11 protein-coding genes and 1 pseudogene are annotated in these 18,839 nt (G+C 41.9%); 6 read left to right on the top strand and 6 right to left on the bottom strand.

What is annotated here, in order from left to right; genetic code table 11:
* Positions 1–118: 118 nt before the first annotated feature.
* Positions 119–2,080, bottom strand: coding sequence for a putative bifunctional diguanylate cyclase/phosphodiesterase (locus AC19MX_RS13125; RefSeq protein ID WP_498298604.1), 1,962 nt, complete (start codon positions 2,078–2,080; stop codon positions 119–121).
* A 249-nt stretch (positions 2,081–2,329) separates the two neighbouring features.
* Positions 2,330–2,590: pseudogene (locus AC19MX_RS13120) on the bottom strand (permease); the annotation flags it as partial.
* Between the two features lie 88 nt (positions 2,591–2,678).
* Here AC19MX_RS13120 and AC19MX_RS13115 point away from each other — a divergent pair.
* Complete coding sequence (locus tag AC19MX_RS13115) at positions 2,679–3,557, top strand: alpha/beta fold hydrolase (protein WP_498298602.1); 879 nt, start codon at positions 2,679–2,681, stop codon at positions 3,555–3,557.
* 226 nt (positions 3,558–3,783) lie between these two features.
* On the top strand, positions 3,784–4,380 hold the full coding sequence (locus AC19MX_RS13110; protein WP_498298601.1) for a 2-hydroxychromene-2-carboxylate isomerase: 597 nt from the start codon (positions 3,784–3,786) through the stop codon (positions 4,378–4,380).
* A gap of 218 nt (positions 4,381–4,598) precedes the next feature.
* Here AC19MX_RS13110 and AC19MX_RS13105 read toward each other — a convergent pair whose 3' ends face one another.
* The 4 genes from AC19MX_RS13105 to AC19MX_RS13090 all read right to left on the bottom strand — a co-directional run bounded on the left by AC19MX_RS13105 (position 4,599) and on the right by AC19MX_RS13090 (position 6,815).
* On the bottom strand, positions 4,599–4,790 hold the full coding sequence (locus AC19MX_RS13105) for a DUF3185 family protein (RefSeq protein WP_498298599.1): 192 nt from the start codon (positions 4,788–4,790) through the stop codon (positions 4,599–4,601).
* A 270-nt stretch (positions 4,791–5,060) separates the two neighbouring features.
* A complete protein-coding gene (locus AC19MX_RS13100) occupies positions 5,061–5,510 on the bottom strand; it encodes a DUF1499 domain-containing protein (protein WP_498298597.1) in 450 nt (149 codons plus the stop codon).
* Between the two features lie 12 nt (positions 5,511–5,522).
* Positions 5,523–5,990, bottom strand: a complete 468-nt coding sequence (locus tag AC19MX_RS13095; RefSeq protein WP_498298595.1) for a nuclear transport factor 2 family protein — start codon at positions 5,988–5,990, stop codon at positions 5,523–5,525.
* 156 nt (positions 5,991–6,146) lie between these two features.
* Positions 6,147–6,815: an esterase/lipase family protein gene (locus AC19MX_RS13090; RefSeq protein WP_498298593.1), complete on the bottom strand. Its 669-nt coding sequence runs from the start codon at positions 6,813–6,815 to the stop codon at positions 6,147–6,149.
* Positions 6,816–7,460: 645 nt separating this feature from the next.
* Here AC19MX_RS13090 and AC19MX_RS13085 point away from each other — a divergent pair.
* The 4 genes from AC19MX_RS13085 to AC19MX_RS13070 form a co-directional block, all read left to right on the top strand.
* Entirely contained in the window at positions 7,461–9,248 is a 1,788-nt protein-coding gene (locus AC19MX_RS13085; protein ID WP_498298591.1) for an efflux RND transporter periplasmic adaptor subunit, read from the top strand.
* Positions 9,249–9,251: 3 nt separating this feature from the next.
* Positions 9,252–11,408, top strand: a complete 2,157-nt coding sequence (locus AC19MX_RS13080; RefSeq protein WP_498298589.1) for a hypothetical protein — start codon at positions 9,252–9,254, stop codon at positions 11,406–11,408.
* Between the two features lie 156 nt (positions 11,409–11,564).
* The gene (locus tag AC19MX_RS13075) at positions 11,565–12,524 is read left to right on the top strand and encodes an efflux RND transporter periplasmic adaptor subunit (protein WP_498298587.1); all 960 of its coding nucleotides are present in this window, start codon (positions 11,565–11,567) and stop codon (positions 12,522–12,524) included.
* A gap of 145 nt (positions 12,525–12,669) precedes the next feature.
* Positions 12,670–18,839: BspA family leucine-rich repeat surface protein (locus AC19MX_RS13070; RefSeq protein WP_498298585.1), on the top strand; the 6,170-nt coding region annotated here is incomplete at its 3' end.

The following is an 18,839-nucleotide window of genomic DNA, read 5'->3' as shown; positions in this document are numbered from 1 at the left end:
CTGTCGATTAACTGAGCTTGTCATTAAATGTTTGAGAGGTTCATAGTGCACTGAGCGAATGGTATTGAGCAAGCAAATTTAAGGATATCAATTCGCGAGGGATAATAAGCGCTAACCATTAAGAATTAGCGGAGCGTAATAGTGCTGGAGATTGTTGCTCTGTGGTGTGGCTAGCGAGTCGTTGAACTAATACATCAAACTCAAGGGGTTTATCAAACAAATACCCTTGCAAGTAATGGATACCCAAGGTGGTGAGTGTGCTTGCTTGTTGTCTGTTTTCAACCCCCTCCGCAACGATACGATAACCCAATCCATGCGACATCACCATGACGGCTTTGACAATATCAATACCATTAAGGTGAAGGTTAGCAATAAATGAGCGATCAATTTTGACAATGTTTATGTGTAAATTTTGAATGACCGAAAGTGATGAATAACCGGTGCCAAAATCATCAATTGAAATTAAAAAACCGAGCGTTTGAAAGTCGTTAACCATGCCAATTAGCTTGTGTTTATCCTGGGAAAATACCGATTCGGTAATTTCAATATGCACATCACTGGGCGACACATTATGCTGACTTACAATGGTATAAACTTGATTAACAAAGTCGGCATCCTCAAATTGTATAACCGACACATTAACAGATATTTTCAAGGGCTTATATTGCTTATGTAATGCAGACAATTTGCACATCGACTCGTCTATTACCCAATAACCGATTTCTTTGATGGCGCCATTTTTCTCAGCCAATGGAATAAACACATCGGGTGATACAGTCACACCTTCAAATTCCCATCTGAGTAGTGCTTCAACTGATGCAATATCACCAGTATTTGACTTGATAATAGGTTGAAACACTAGCCTTAACTGCCCCGCAGAAACCGCTTGAGCAATACCTTTACTGAGGTGTATTTCGTGTTTTATTTTTTGCTCTAACTCACCGCTAAACATAACAAAATCGTCAGAACCCCCACTTTTTCGGCTGTACATAGACAAGTCCGCTAAACTGATTAAATCGGAGAGTGATTGGCCGTGCTCAGGATATTTGGCTATGCCAATAGAACAGTCCATATTAAGGACATGTTGAGTCGTTACAAAAGGCATGTTGATTTGTCTTTTTAGCCTAATCGCGAGCTCTTCAAAGCGGTAATGTTTGGTTTGGTGCGCCATGATAATGAATTCGTCACCCCCCCAACGACAGGTAATTTCACCATGTTCGCAAGTCTGTTGTATCCGTTGTGCCACTTCGGTTAATACTTCGTCCCCAACCCGGTGGCCAAAATTATCATTGGCTTGCTTAAAACCATCTAAATCAAGGAAGAAAATAGCATATTTAACGTCGGATTCGGCTTGTTGGAGCTGTTGATTCGCAGCCTCAACAAAAGCGCGTCGATTTAATAAATGAGTAAGAGGATCTCGTTGGCTTAATTGAATAATCTCTTTGGTTCTTTGTATGACCTTTTGCTCCATACTTTTTAATAATTGATTATGTTCATTCCGTAGCTTAATAGAATGCGCAGTAAATTTAGCCGCCGTTTTGGCGATAGAAAACATCACAATGGTATAAGCAAGGCCCAAAAAACCCAATATGCGGTGTTCAGGGTTACCGGATATGATCATTTGGATTGAAAAGGGGGCCAGTAACAAAGAGGCGTATATTTGCGATACGAGTTTATTGCCAGAGAGTATTGTCGCTGCGCCACCGGCCATGGCAGAGACGATAACCAGTGCGGAAAACAATTCGTAAATACTCAATATAGAGTAAAAAAACAGGCAATAAAATGCCCAGAAAACCGCCGTTAATATTACACCTGCGCTAAAACGATATAAGTCATGTTGGCATCCGAGTGTGCCTTTATTCGTCCGTACAACCCAAAGGAAAGCGTCGATAGCACGCAGTATCATTAACCCAGATAAACATAACCACCAGAGTAATTTGAGGTGGGCAGCAGATTGATCTTCAAAGCCAAATGCTAATCCTGCAGAGGCAATAATGGTAATACCAATACCAGGAATGGAGCTACGGTATAACAATTTTAGGTGGTCATGCAGGAGCTGTGGGTCTACCAATGTCGTCATGAACACCTTTACCGTCACGATGAATGATTAAGCAATAAGTATACTGCGGATGTTTAAAAAAACTACTCAGGCAGCGTTTTTAACCTAAAAATCAGTATTTATGGAGTTGCCTGAGCGTTGAAATATTAAAAAATATTATTAAAATAAGTGAGTTGCACTTTATGTTAAATAAAGCGCAACCAATAGAATCTTTAGTTATACACGGTATCGATTTAATGATAATGCTTCGTCATCAGTGCTGATTTAGACCTAAAATAAAAACTCATATAGGTAACCTGCTAACACAGCCATTGATAAAATCACCACAAGAAAAGTCACGATTAGGGTATTTTTAAAAATAGATTTGAGCAAAATTATTTCAGTTAAACTGGCGCCAGCACTGCCAATAATCAGTGCCATAACCGCACCCAGCCCCATACCTTTTGCCGCTAATGCAGCACTTAACGGAATAACCGCTTCTGCACGGATGTATAGCGGAATACCAATCACTGCCGCCACAGGTATAGCAAATCAATTATCGCTACTAGCTATTGTGCTGACGAGAAAACCCCGCCAGTATGATGCAACACAGTGAGTATAAGTTAAGGATAATTTCACCATGATAACCTTGAGTGAATGGCAACAACACGGACAGTTTGAGCAATTTAATGGCCAGCAAATCTTCACTCGTACAGGAGGGGATCCCTCAGCGCCGGCATTATTGCTCATTCATGGTTTTCCCAGCGCCAGTTGGGACTGGGAAGGCATGTGGCAACAACTCACTGAACGATATTATGTTATTACCCTTGATATGTTAGGTTTTGGCTTGTCGGATAAACCTAAAAATGGCGAGTATTTAATTAGCCAGCAAGCTGATATTTATCAGGCATTGCTAACCAAGTTAGGCGTGAATGAATATCATATTTTAGCCCACGATTATGGCGATACCGTGGCACAAGAGTTATTGGCAAGGCAAGTTGATGGTGATAGCAAAATACACATTAACAGCGTGTGTTTATTAAACGGTGGCTTGTTTCCTGAAACCCACAAACCGGTATTAATTCAAAAGTTATTATTATCACCCTTGGGATCGTTTGTGGCGAAAAGAATCACCAAGCCAAAATTTGCAGCCAACTTACAGCATATATTTGGTCCATCAACCCCACCAACGCCAGAGGTAGTCGATACGCTTTGGCAATTGTTAACCCATAATGATGGTATCGCAATAATGCACAAACTCATCACCTATATGACGCAACGCAAACAACATCGTCAACGTTGGGTGGGGGCTCTGGTGAACAGCCCTGTACCAGTCAAACTGATCGCAGGAGCATTAGATCCGATCTCGGGCCAGCATATGATCGATCGCTATTGTCAATTAATCCCCAATGCAAATATCACCACCTTACCGACATTAGGTCATTATCCTCAAGTAGAAGATGCCACTGCTATCACTGAGGCATATTTACAGTTTAGAGACAGCATAAAATCAACGTAAGATATCAGTATTTTTACACTGTTTATTGAGACTGTCCCAAGTAGAACATTTGCTCACAAATCAATACTAGACTGCGTAAGGTGTTGCACGCTAACGTTATGTTTTTGGCAGTGAATCTGTATTTCAGCGCTTATTGTGACGTCATTTTTATCGACGTTGTTTTTGACATGACTTATCGCCATCAATCTTTGCTATCAAATACTGCCATTAATAGGTAACGCGAAACATGAAAACAGCCATTGAGTATTACTTTACCAGCCTTTCTCCCTATGCCTATTTAGGTCACTATGCGTTTACAGCCATTGCAGCAGAGCATCACACCGCCATTGACTATAAGCCGATAAAACTCGGCAAACTGTTTGCCGAGCGAGGCGTGTTACCAGTAAAGCAACGCCCGCAAGCCAGGCAAGATTACCGTTTAATCGAGTTAGCACGCTGGTCTAAAAAACGCCAATTACCGCTTAACCTTCATCCGGCTTTTTTCCCGGCAGACCCAAGCTTGGCCGACAGATGCACCATTGTGCTACAACAAATGGGACAAGACCCAAGTGAGTTTGTTGTCAATGTACTGGCGGCATGCTGGTCAAAAGATCAAAACATTGCCGATGTTGCACTGATTGCACAGATCCTGGCGTCTATGCAGCTTGATGCTGATAAGGTTATCGAGCAGGCATCATCGAGTGAAATTGAAGCGATATATGAAGCTAATACTACGGCTGCTATTGAAAAAGGTTTGTTGGGTGTGCCGACCTACGTGTATCAAGACGAGCCATTTTGGGGCCAGGATAGACTCGAATTACTTAACGATAAGCTGACCGAGTAAGGCTCATTGGGTGACATCTAACATAAGGTTGCAGTGATCATTTACTGCAACCTTTACCAATACCAATAATATTGAAATTTAAAAAGTAACAGCCAATAGTCATTTGCGGTTTACGTGTCATAATTTGGTTTGGGAGATAATAACGTTACCTATAAATAATCATCAGCTGGTAGCCATTATGGTTGAATATTTTTGCATTAACGCTTAATCACAATTCATTATTTCAACTTTGTAATACCGATTAGAACCGCAATAATACCCCCCGCCATTCCTGCCCAGGCTTCAATAGGTGTATCACCACTTATCGCTCGGGTAATTTGAGAACTTGCTGAATCATAAATATTGTAACCCCACAACGCTAAAAAAATACCTGCAATAACAAGTACAATCCCAAAAATTTTACTGTTCACTTTAACTCCAGACTTTGATGAGGCGGCACTAATAATGCGACTGTTGATGACGTTCAATAGACAATGTCGCAATAGATAATGTCGCAATAGATAATGTCGCAATAGATAATGTCGTAATAGATAACGCGAAACTAACGCAATTTATGAGGGCTCTTAATACAAGCTCCCAGACCAATTTCTGAGGTATGAGAGCTTCCATCGAGTTCATTTCTAGCCAAAAGAACAGACATCAGTTAATTTGCCATCGAACTGATTGATTTTTATGTAGATTTATAACTTAACGTTATTTCTAATCGATTCAATTCGCTCACGGTTAACGCCAAAGTCTGAGTGACCAACACGCGAAGCCGACCTCACCTGGATCATGATTTTACCTGACTCAGCGGGTGGAAAGTAAAATTCAACATCGTCAACAAAGCGCATAATCTGCGAGGTAAATTCAACCCGAATATAATTATCTTCAACCACTACAATATTGGCATTCTCTGTTAATTTTAAGGCGTGCAATAGGCCTACTTGAGCTTGTTGAGACGTGCCGCTAAATTCAATCGGTTCAATATAATGCTCTTCATCTGCAGTTGCTTGCTGGCTGTTCACGCAATTAGGTGAATCAGGGCAGGGCATAAATTGGCCATCATTAACTCCCAGAGTTGGCACTGTGCCAGAACAACCCATTAATAGCATCATGCTGAGTGACAGTATGGTTATTTGTTTATACATTATCATTATCCTTTAATTATTTTCACGGTGGCCGTAACTTAATACTCGAGTGATTTCCCACTTATTACCCACTTTACGCCAAATCATTACAAAGTCAGCTTTACCTTCGCATTTGTTGGTTTTATTTTGACAAAATACATGCACGCCTTCTGTTATAGCGCCAAAATCTTTAATCGCGTGGGCATCAAACGTCCCTTCTACCAGTTTGCGAGTAAAATGCCCACAGGCATTATTTTGCGTATTGGCAATCATGCTATCGCGATCCCATGTCACTCCACCATTATCATGATAAAACTCAACATCCTCTGCAAAAAAGCTCGCATGTCTCTCTAGTTCTTCGGGTTGTTGGCATTGATTAAAGGCATCAAACACTGCGGTATCCAATGCTTTCATTTTATCGGTTAGTGTAGCGTCATTTGCCAATATTGGGGCTGAAGCTATTGAGAGTAAGGTTATTAATAACAAACTGACTTTATGCATTGAGTGCCACTCCTCGTGAGCTAATACTGAACAGTAGGCATTTGCTGTTTTACGGTAGTTATATTTTTGTACACTTTCGAATAGCGGTGCTTTTTCAAGATAGTTGTTTGTCCTTATGGTGCCTTTTAAGCTGGCTTTTATCGATAAAGGTTTCAACTAGTGATTAAACTTTCCATGCATTAAAAAGTGCAGCACTTGTGCTATCACGATTTTATTTTTCATCATAAACGTGTGAGTCACAGCGATGGCGATATGATCGCTCATGTCATCAAGTAGAGTGCTGACCACTGAGACTTTGCCATCATTTGGCGTTGGCAAAAGACTTGATAACAATAAATTAAAACTGCGAGTGCCGGCAATAATCCCAACATCAAAATTAACCGCACCAAGCATGCGAGGTTGATCAACTAAGCGGGTGCCAAGCTGCATACCCGCAGGGCCATTAATCAGTTTGAACCCGGGGAGCGTTTTTAAACGGTCTACGACTTCGCTTCCTTTATTTGGAGGCCCAAGCATCACCACTCGACCCAAATTTTCAATCGTGTGTAAATGCAGATACTGCCTAACTAAAATCCCACCTATTGAATGGGTAACAAAGTGAACTTTACTGCCTTTGGGGCACTGTGCAAGCGCGGCAGTAATGGCATCTTCAGCTAATTTTGCAATATGATATTGGGTCGACGGGTATGAAAAATTAATGGTGTGATAGCCAGCCGCATTTAAGGCCAAGGCTAAAGTCGTCATCGAACGATGCGTTCTTGCTAAACCGTGCAGTAAAATAACATATTCATCCTTCGGTGAAGGTGATGTATCAATAACAGCCAACGCATTCTCCCTTTGCCATTTTATCGTTTATACCATGTTTTGAGGGTATTAGCGCAGCAGTTATGCATGATTGAAATGTGCTATTTTTATCATGGGTACTTAACATCTTCCACTGCACGCCGTTTAAAATAACAGTGAACGGTATCTTCATTATTGATTCATCTTTTTGAAGGAATCATATTCATAGCCACACGTTTAACAACCTACAAATAAAGCGAACTATTAGTTATGTGTTTTTATGATTTAAAACCTTCGGTTTTCATCTGCCAAGATGGCCTCGTTTTCTGGATACGATATTTTGCATTATGAATAAAAAAGCATTCATTAGACCTTAATATTGCCCATCATTGGAATTGAATTCCAACTATATTTTGATTGTTTTTACTTGTTTATATTCAACATGAAAATGCAATATTTACTGATTTATCAAAAGAAATCGTAAGTTAAGCCGATAAGTATTTTTAGGATTAATGAAAGCAAGTCTGAATAGAGTTCACAATTCAGCGTTTATTTAACTATTAATATTAACTAAATTAGGCGAAGTCATGATAAAATTATTGAACTATGGACTGTTTTATTAAATGAAAATGTAGGGAATATCATCGGTTTACAACTCTTTGAATAAAAGGGTAAAGAGAGCGTTTAGTGGCTAAAACTTCGATTACACCAACAAGTCCCAACGAGATTTCACATTGGTTAGATTGGCAATGTAGCATGATCTCAGGTGTTCAATGTGGAGGGATTTATCTCACTTCGCATTCCGTTGAAGATGTGCTTCAAAATATCGCCATTTGGCCTCAGTCTAATCCCCTATCCTCAACGCTTCAGGTTATTGCTACTAGTACCATTAAAAGTGGTGTCGGTGGTGTGAATAAAGCTGTTACGCAAGAATCGCATCCCATTGATTATGTTACTCAACCATTAATCCGCCAAGGGAAAGTCGTCGGAGTGGTGGTATTGGCGCTCGACGTGCGTTCGGAGCAACAATGCCAAGCCGTACTGCAATTATTGCAGTGGGGTACTGTATTTCTGGAAAAATTACTCAAACAGGCTAATGAACAACATAGTGATGATGCTGCCATAGCGCTTAATGCCGTTGCATTGCTTACCGTGAAAGAACCTTTAGCTGTTATGGGTTACCATTTTTGTAATTTCCTTGCAGATCATTTCAATTGCACCAGAGTACAACTCGGACTGAGTAAAGGCTTACAGGTGCAAATATTAAGTGTGTCACATCAACTTCATTTTGACCGTCGTATTGAGCGTATAAGACTGGTTGAGTTTGCAATGGAGGAATGCATTGAGCAAAACCAAAATATTATTATTCCTGCGCCACTAACTGAAACCTCAGCCGTTATTCAGACACACACTCAACATTTACTCAATGATGATAATGAGGCTGTTTGTTCTATTATTTTACACGATGGCGAAATGCAAATTGGTGTTTTAACTTTGGTGTCTAATCGAAGCGATGGTTTTGATAATGATACGATAAAACGCTTAATGACGATTGCCAATCATGCCGCTCCAGTTATTGGTTTAAATATTAATAATGCTTTGCCGGTTTTGGCAAGAATACAAAAAAGTATGAAAGGGCAGATCCATCGACTTATTGGTCCAGGGTATGTCCGTAGCAAAATGTTCGCGCTTGCTAGCATTATAGCGGTGGGATTATTAACGTTAGTACAAACTGACCACATTATTACTGCACAAGCTTCAGTCGAAGGAAAAATGCAGCAAGCTATTGTCGCACCTTTTAGCAGTTACCTTGCTACAACTCATGCTAGAGCTGGCGACCTGGTTGAAAAAGACCAAATCCTTGCGACGTTAGATGATCGAGATTTGCAGCTTGAATATGATAAATGGTCTAGTGAACGAGACAAGCAAGCTAAAGAATATCATCAGGCATTAGCCCTGCGTGATCGCGCTCAAATCAGTATTCTACTGGCGAGCATTGCACAAACAGATGCCCAGTTGAACAGCGTCGAAGAGAAATTACAACATACTCAATTACGGTCGCCGTTTAGTGGTTTATTGGTGAGTGGAGATTGGAGCCAAGCATTGGGTACGCCTATTGAGCGAGGTCAGTTATTGTTTGAGGTCATACCCGCTAAAAATTATCGTGTTACGCTGCAAGTTGATGAGCATGATGTTGCAAATTTGACTTCGGGACAGCGGGCTAATTTACGACTAACCGGACTGTCGGAACAATCGATCCAATTAAGTATTTCACAGATTTTTCCTATCGCATTAGTGGCACAGGGAAGTAATAATTTCCGTGTTGAGTCTGACATCATTGATCCTCCCGAAGGTTTACGTCCTGGTATGCAAGGCACCGCCAAGATTGTTGTGGGGCGTGGAAGCCTATTAAGCGTCTGGAGTGACTCCCTGTTATCTCGATTACGCCTTTGGGCTTGGTCTTTGGGGATATAATCGATGACTAAAGAGCGTAGCCCCTCATCAATGTGGCAGTATGTCGCTGAATTACGACCATATTTACGTAAACACGTACAAATATTGGTACAAGATTATCGCGGTGAGCGCTGGTATCTTTTACACGACGAATCCAGTGGTAAATTTACCCGTTTTAATGCTACCGCTTATGAAGTGATAGGGCGTTTAAATGGTGATTTCTCAATGCAAGAAATCCTCTATCTCGTCAATAAAGTGCGTCCTTCTGATGAACAACTTGAAACCGACGACATCATTAATATTTTGGCACAATTGCAACGTGCAGAAGTGCTACGCGATGGTCTCCCTGCCGGTAAGCAAGATGTGCTAAACCGATACACTCAATCACAGCAAACAAAACGTTCAGCGTTGGGGAATCCGCTCGCTATTCGTATTCCGTTGTTTGACCCTGATCGTTTTCTTAACTATTTAACGCCGTTGGCAAGAGTGATTTTTTCTGCGGCAGGCTTTTGGGTTTGGCTATTTACTCTCGCGACAGCAATGATTTTAGCCGTGTTAAATACGCAAGATATTGTGGCTGCGGTGGGCGCTAAAACACTGAGTAGTTCTGAATTACTAGCGTTTTGGTTGATTTACCCCATTATCAAAATTTTGCATGAGCTTGGCCATGGTATGGCTGTCAAAGCCGGTGGTGGTGAATCCCATGAAACCGGCATTACCTTGCTGTTATTTATGCCCGTTCCTTATATTGATGCGTCAGCGTCCTGGGCATTTAGAGATAAACGGCGCCGAGCCCTCGTTGGCGCGGCCGGAATATTAGTCGAGCTCTTTTTGGCCTCTCTAGGCCTATTTGTGTGGTTGCTGAGTGAGCCTGGCATTGTTCACGACATCGCGTTCAATACCATGTTGATTAGCGGTGTCTCAACCTTGCTATTTAATGGTAATCCCTTATTGCGCTATGACGGCTACTATGTGTTATCGGATTTGATTGAAATACCTAATTTAGCCTCACGGGCTCATCAATTTTATTTATACCTTATGCAAAAATATGCGCTTGGCATGAAAGGCCTGCGTTCACCAATAACGGCAGATGGAGAATCAGCCTGGTTCTTATTTTATGGTTTAGCATCGCCGCTGTATCGGTTGTTAGTGTTGATTGGTATTGCGATGTATTTGCCCAGTGAATTTTTTGTGATTGGCATCATTTTGGCGAGTTGGGCGATATTTAAGCAAATACTCAAGCCGTTATTACAGACATTGTATTTCCTTTTTACGAGCCCGCGTCTTGAGGCGCGGCGTGTGCGCGCGCTATCGACTCTTGGTTTTGTGATGATTATTTGTGCTGGCTTACTGCAGATACCCGTAGCGCTCACAACACAAGCGCAAGGGGTTGTGTGGTTTGATGATAATGGACAAATTTTTAGTCCTTCGAATAGTTTTGTGCAAGATGTGCTAATTGCCTCGGGGAGTGAGGTCCGCACGGGTGATTTGCTTATACGATTAGAGGACAAACAACTGCTTACTGAGCGGACTATCTTGGAAGCTCGATTACGCGAGTTACACACCAAACGACTTTTAGAACGTAATAATAGTCGGGTGCGTGGCGCAATGGTTGCAGACGATATTAACGCCGTGACAGCAGAATTAAATAAACTCAATGAGCAATTAGACGCGTTGCTGATTACCAGTCCGGTTAATGGACGCTTTATTTTGCATGACCCACATCAGTTACGAGGTGAGTTTGTGCATCAGGGAGCCATTTTAGGTTATGTGATTCAAGAGCAACAGCCCATTTTACGGGCGGTTGTAAAGCAAGAGTATGCTGACTTATTGAATTCACGGCCCGGTTTGATTGAGGTGATTCTGCCCGGTCAATTAGATACACCTATCCAAGGAACACTCATACGCCAAGTGCCTGCTGGCAGCTCAACCTTACCGAGTATTGCACTTGGTGCACTCGGCGGTGGCGAGATCAGTGTCGATATGCGTGATGAAACCGGATTAACCGCGACAGAAAATGTTTTTCAGTTAGACATTGCGCTCCCTAAGGGAACAAAAGTGACAGGGATTGGCGGTAGAGCTTATGTGCGCTTTAACCATGGTTCAGAGTCTTTGTGGGGGCAGTGGATGAGAAGCCTACAGCACTTATTTTTAAGGCATTTGCTCCCGTTAACTGCATAGGACGAATTCGTGTGGTTTCGTTAATGCGTAAAGTAATTAAATATATTTAATATCATAAAGATAGTTGGTTTTTACTCTAATGTTAACCATGTCAATATTGACAGTTTGTCTGAGTAAGTACCAACAAAATACCAGATAAATATGCGAGAAAAAGCTATGGGTCGTTTTAGACTACAACGTGAATTTTTAGTACTGCTTTTGCCACTAACATTGTTATCGGCATTTGCATCGGCGGCCATTGAGCCGCCACCCAATGAGTTAGAGTCTCTTGATTGCGTGATTGACCCCAGCGTTGTTGCTGATTTAGGCAGTCATGTACCAGGAGTGTTGCAATCGGTTGAAGTGGATCGTGGTGACTTTGTTAATGCGGGTGACGTGATTGCGATACTTGAATCAAGTGTTGATCAGGCGTCGCTCGAGCTTGCACGAACACGCGTTTCGTTGACGGCGGAGATAGAATTACGCCGTATTAATGCTGCTTTTGGTGAACGGCAAAGTAAACGTATTGCTGATCTCTATAATCGCTCAATGATATCGAGCAAAGAGATGGATCAAACAGAAACAGAAACTCGATTAACTCAACTGCAACTTGATCAGGCGCTAGATAATCGCAAACTCGCAGAGCTTGAATACGCTCGGGCTAAGGAAGTGGTCGATCGCCATACCATTCGCAGCCCTATTACGGGGTTTGTCATGGAACGCTTTAAAACATTAGGTGAGTATGTTGACGACCAACCTATCGTTAGGGTTGCACAACTTTCTCCATTAAACGTTGAAGTGATCATCCCGGTAGAGCTATTGGGTAAAGTGAATAAAGACATGATAGCTGACGTCTGGGCAGATGCTATTGGGCAAAAGTGGCAAGCAAAAGTGAATCGTATCGATCGTGTTGCCGATGTGGCGAGTGGTACCTATGGGGTGCGTCTCACTTTAGATAATCCAGATTATCAAATACCCGCAGGGCTTCGTTGTAAAGTCAGCTTTATTCAGGATCACAATGGTGATGAAGCACAAACTGTTAACGCGACTCAACCAACCATGCATCCTAGCGATCATCAATTGATTTCTGATAATGCTGTTACCGAAAATGATCATACCGTAGTCAACAGTAATTAAGTCGACTAGATAAGATTTTAATCGTTTTACCACAGTAACAAAGCGCTCCCATCGAGCGCTAATTACTCAATGATAGTGCAACTAAGTTTTATTCAGCAGCGACGAGCGTTTTTATTTATTCGTTCGGACAGGGGCTTTACTTGTTATGACATCATCTATACATCGAAATAAGCGTAAGTCTGGGTTCCCTATCATTGAAGGGCTTGAGCCGCGTATTTTGCTGTCAGCGGATTTACCTGGGTTAGACATCTCTGGTAGTGACCTAGATTTACCGGATGAAGTCACAACGGAAGCTATTTTACGCGACGCCCATGCTGAGTTTGAAAACTTAGATGCACAAGCGATTGAGCAAAGTGCTGTATCTGTTGAGCACCATCAAGATGATAATGTCGATGCATTGGTTGAGCCCACGGCGCAAGCAAATGATATTCGCCACGAGCTTGTTATTATCGATGCGGCCGTAGAAGACTATTCAACGTTAGTTGAGAGCTTGCAATCGCAAGCGGATGAAAATACCACCATTGAGGTCATCATTCTAGACTCAAACCGTAATGGTATTGAGCAAATCAGTGAAATCCTCGCAGACCAACAAAACCTAGATGCTGTGCACCTTATTACCCATGGGTCATCAGGTTCAGTGCAGGTTGGTAACAGCCAATTAAGCCAAAGCGAATTAACTCAACACTCACAGACAATAAGCCAGTGGGGTAATGCATTTTCAGCCGAGGGTGATTGGCTTATCTACGGCTGTGACTTGGCCGCCGATGCGCAGGGTATCGCGTTTATTGATACGCTATCACAATTAACCAATGCCGATGTGGCTGCTTCCGATGATGCAACTGGACATGCTGACCTTGGTGGCGACTGGGCGCTTGAATATCAGTCGGGAACAATAGAAACCGATGTGGTTATTGATGTCGATACCCAGCAAGAGTGGGGTTATTTATTAGCTGATATTGCTAACTTACTCGATGGTGATGAAGACTCTACGACTGCGTCTTTAAATACTGACATGCTTAAAGGGTATAGTGATGTTGCAACCATAACTGCGGTTCATGGAACAATACTTACGCAAGGTACAGCACAAAGCATCACGGTCACCAATGGTACGGTCAATATAGATGCAGACGGTAATATCACTTTCAGCGCCGATGCTGATTATAACGGTGCTGTGAGCTTTAATTACACTATTAATGACGGCGGTACTGAGACAATAGACAGTGCGATCGGGACGATTGCGGCGGTTAATGATGCGCCGGTCATAGCTATTACAACTGGCATTAACTTAACTATTCTTGAAGACGTTTCTGATGAGGATAATAAAGGTACTCTAATCTCCGAAATCATCGCGAGTACAAATGGAGATACATTTACGGATGTTGATGCTAGTGCGTTAGAAGGGATCGCAATTTATACTGCGGATACAACTTATGGTAGTTGGCAATATGTACTGGGTGAATACTCCTCAGATAACGCCGATTGGATAAATATTACTGTAGGAAATCAAAATTTCTCGAATACTCTTTTGCTTAGAGACTCTGATACATTACGGTTTGTCCCAAATGAAGACTGGAATGGAACTAATTATGGTTCTCTTGGCTTTCAAGCATGGGATCAAACGTCAGGTGTAGCTGGAAGTACTGTTGACTTAAGTGATTCGGGTTCGTACGGACATAACACAGCATTCAGTTCTACAGGTTCTAGCTTGAATTTGACAGTTACAGCCGTCAACGATGCGCCAAGCATCACCTCTGATCCCTCCATTAGCGTAGAAGTAGAAGAAAATACTGTTGAGGTTACCACTGTCACTAGCACTGACGTTGATGGGGATACTGTTAGTTATACCATTACTGGTGGTACAGATGCGTCATTATTCAGCATCGATAGTGCAACAGGAAAGTTAACCTTTAACTCGGCACCTGATTTCGAGGCGCCTACTGATACCGATGCAGATAACATTTATAACGTTCAGATTACTGTCACAGACAGTAATAATGCGACAGATGTTCAAGATCTGGCGGTGACAGTCACTAACCTAAATCTTGAGGCCAGTGATGATGCTTTTACTGTTTCGGCAGGCGTCCCGGTCACCATCAATCCGCTCAGTAATGATATCGATGTAGACGGCGACAGCTTAACGCTTACTCACATCATCGATATTGAAGATAGTAATAAGTCATATGCTCTCATTACAGGGACACCCATAACCTTAGCATCCGGTACAGTGATTGAACTGCGCGCCGATGGTCGTCTCAAGGTTACCGTCAGCAGTGCTGGAAATGATAGTTTTGCTTATGTGGTCTCAGACGGCAATGGTAACAGCGATACCGGCACTGTCGATCTCAGCGTAGGTGATGATCAAAGTACAGCCCTTGATACGGGGTTTGTGACCACTTGGAAGACAGATAACTCAGGCACATCCGCTACTAATACTATCACCATCCCAATTGGCACAGGCGATACCAAGTTTACCGTTTATTGGGGAGATGGAACTTCAACGACTTATACCTCTGGGCCCGCGAGTCACACCTATACCAATGCCGGTACCTATACCGTTGCCATCGTGGGCGATTTTCCCGGCATAAACTTCAACGGTAGCGGTGATGCCGACAAGCTATTAACCATCGAGCAATGGGGCAATATCGCTTGGCAGGATTTAGATGATGCCTTTGAAGGTGCGGATAATCTTGTTATTAATGCGACAGATGCGCCTGATTTATCTGGAATAACTAATTTATTTGAGATGTTCAAAGATGCAACTAAGATTACTAATGAAGGCACAAAATCAAACATTTGGAATTGGGATACTTCAAGTGTTACTGATATGAGAAGTATGTTTAATGGTGCCACTGCTTTCAATCAGGATATTAGTGGTTGGGATACCTCAAATGTTGAGACAATGTACCAAATGTTTTACGGGGCTAAAGTTTTTAATCAAAATATTGGTAATTGGGATACCTCGAAAGTTACTAACATGGCTTACATGTTCAGTAATGCAAGTGCTTTCGATCAAAATATCGGTGATTGGAACACGTCTAAGGTTACCAGCATGGGTTACATGTTCAACGGCGCGAGTTCATTCAACAACGGAGTGAGTTCGGTCGACCAAAATATTGGGTCATGGAATACCTCAAGTGTTACTGATATGAGAAGTATGTTTAACGGTGCAACAATATTCAATCAATATATTGGTCTATGGGATACTTCAAGTGTCACCCTCATAAACAACATGTTTTATAATGCAAAGGTTTTCGATCAAAATATAGGTGGCTGGAATACAGGCAAAATCACTGATATGAGTAATATGTTCGGTGGTGCTTCTGCGTTTAATCAAAATATCAATTTTAATTCGGAAACTGGATATTGGAATACCGCTAACGTCACTAATATGAAAAATATGTTCCAAAATGCTACCTCATTTAATGGAAATATTAGTGGCTGGGATACTTCGAAAGTCACGACTATGTATGGCATGTTTAATGGTGCAAAAGTCTTTGATCAGGATATTAGTAAATGGAACACATCAAGTGTCACCAGCACGGGATATATGTTCGCTAGCGCATCTGCTTTTAATCAAAACATCGGTTCTTGGAATACCGGTAATGTTAATGACATGCAACAAATGTTTAATAGTGCGAGTGCATTCAACCAAGATATCGGTTTATGGAATACTTCTCTCGTCAAATCAATGATAAGCATGTTCTCTGGGGCGACTAAGTTTGATGGGGATATAGGTGATTGGAACACAATAAGTGTCACTAACATGCAAAGTATGTTTAAGAACGCATCATCTTTTAATCAAGATATTGGTGATTGGAATACTAGCAACGTTACAACCATGCAGAATATGTTCCAAGGAGCATCAGCGTTTAAACAAAATATTAATACAAATACAAATACAAATACCGGTGAAATTTCATGGAATACATCAAAAGTCACTAATATGGCTAACATGTTTAACGGAGCTGGCTTGTTTAATGCCGATATTGGGTTGTGGGATACATCTAAAGTCGCTTCAATGACATACATGTTCAGTAATGCGGCTTCATTTAACCAAAATATTGGGGCATGGAACACTTCTAGTGTTACCAATATGCAAGATATGTTTTCTAAAGCTTATTTATTTGACCAAGATATAGGGGCATGGAATACATCTAGTGTTACCAACATGCAAAGCATGTTTAATGATGCAAACAAATTTAATCAAGATATTAGTGCATGGAATACATCTAATGTTACCAATATGAAAAGCATGTTTTCCGGTGCCTCTTTATTTAATCAAAATATCAATACTGCAATTAATCCAGATACTAATAAAACATCATGGGACACCTCAAAAGTTACCGACATGGGTAGTATGTTTTCTGGTGCGACTGCTTTCAACCAGGACATTAGTGACTGGAATACCTCAAGTGTAACCACTATGTACCAAATGTTTAGTAAGGCAGAGGGTTTTAATCAAGATATTGGTGGTTGGAATACTTCCAGTGTCAATAATATGGCCAGAATGTTCGAAAATGCCACTTCATTTGATCAAAATATCGGTAGTTGGGATATATCCAAGGTTAGCAACATGTCATACATGCTGGATAATAGTAATCTATCTATTAGCAATTATGATGCGACGCTCATTAATTGGTCAAAACAAACTGTGCAGGCTAACGTAACGTTTGGTGCTAAGGGACTTCACTACAGCGATGCTGTAGACAGGCAATTGTTAGTCGATAAAGGCTGGACAATTACAGATGCAGGTAGCGACAGTGTTGTCACTGTTGAATTCACATCAGCCACGTACACTGCAAATGAAGGTGATGGGTCGATAGTCATCAGCTATACGGTCACCTCTGATGTGGTCAGTACTACAGATAAAACGTTTACCTTTACCATCAATGGCGGTACAGCGACTTCTGGCGATGATTATACCTTCTCAGGACCTATCACTATTACCATTAAAGCAGGTGATTACACTGGTTCAGTTGTTCAAACGCAGACCATTACCCTTAACGATGACGAGATCCCTGAAGATGATAAAACTATCCTATTCGCTTTTGAAAGGGTAGCGGGTGAACAAAATATCAAATTTGGTACTCAAGACAGCGCTGTTGCAACTATCTTGAATGATGACAACCATGCGCCAGTAATAGAACAGAATATTGGAATTACCCTAACCACTATTAGCGAAGATATGGATGAAGACAATATCGTTGGCAACTTGATTTCTGAGATACTCGCAAGTTCAAATACTGACCCAGATTCTATTAGTGATGCAGATAGCGGAGCATTAGAAGGCATCGCGATCAGCGCTCTGTCAAGTGACAACGGTTATTGGCAATACGACATTGGTGACGGCTGGGTAACAATAGAATCCGTGTCTGAAAGTGAATCACTTTTACTGGGTGCTGATGACAGAATACGTTTTGTACCCAACCCTGATTGGAATGGTACAGAGTTTTTAACTTACGTTGCCTGGGATCAAACATCAGGAGTACATGGCGAAAAAGCGAATACTTTTAATTCAGCAGATGATCGTGGTGGAACTACGGCATTTAGTAAAGGGCTGGTGGTTGCCAGTTTAACCGTCACAAGAGTCAATGACACTCCTACTATTGAAATAACGGCTAATGACTTTACTGAAGATGCTGGGGGCTTAACTGCGGGGGTCAGCATTGCGGGTAGCTACACCACCGATGATCACGGTGATGGCGACCAATTAACGGTAACCTTTAATACGGCAAGTACTCATTACACTTTAGATACAGTAAACGGTAATATACTGCTGACACAAGCGGGTATTGATGTCATCAACGCGGGTGGCACGCTCGACGCAATTGATCTTAAAGTCACCGATAATAACGCGACGCCATTGTCTAGTACTGCTTTAGCTACACCAATCGTTACTGAGGTCAACGATGTTGAAACGCTCACCCTCACCGACGGCAGCGCAACCGAGCACAGCACGGCTGCCGGTACCGTTATGGGCACGTTTACCTTAACGGATGAAGAAGGCGGCTTAAGCGTTGATTTCACTGCTGGCACTAACAGTGACGGCCACTATGAATTAGTCGGCAACGAAGTACGCTTAACCGCGGAAGGTGTCGCGTATCTCAATGCCGGTAACACTTTAGCGAGTATCAGCCTCACTACCAGTGATGGCGTGAGTGCAACCAACACGGTGAGCACCACGTTAATCAATGACGTAGAAACGCTTACCCTCACTAATGGCAGCGCAACCGAGCACAGCACGGTTGCTGGCACGGTAATGGGCACGTTCACCTTAACGGATGAAGAGGGCGGTTTGACCGTTGATTTCACCGC

This window comes from Shewanella sp. MF05956 (genome assembly GCF_059758055.1).
Note: the sequence above shows the minus strand (reverse complement) of the source record. Positions and strands in the feature narration are given on the sequence as shown.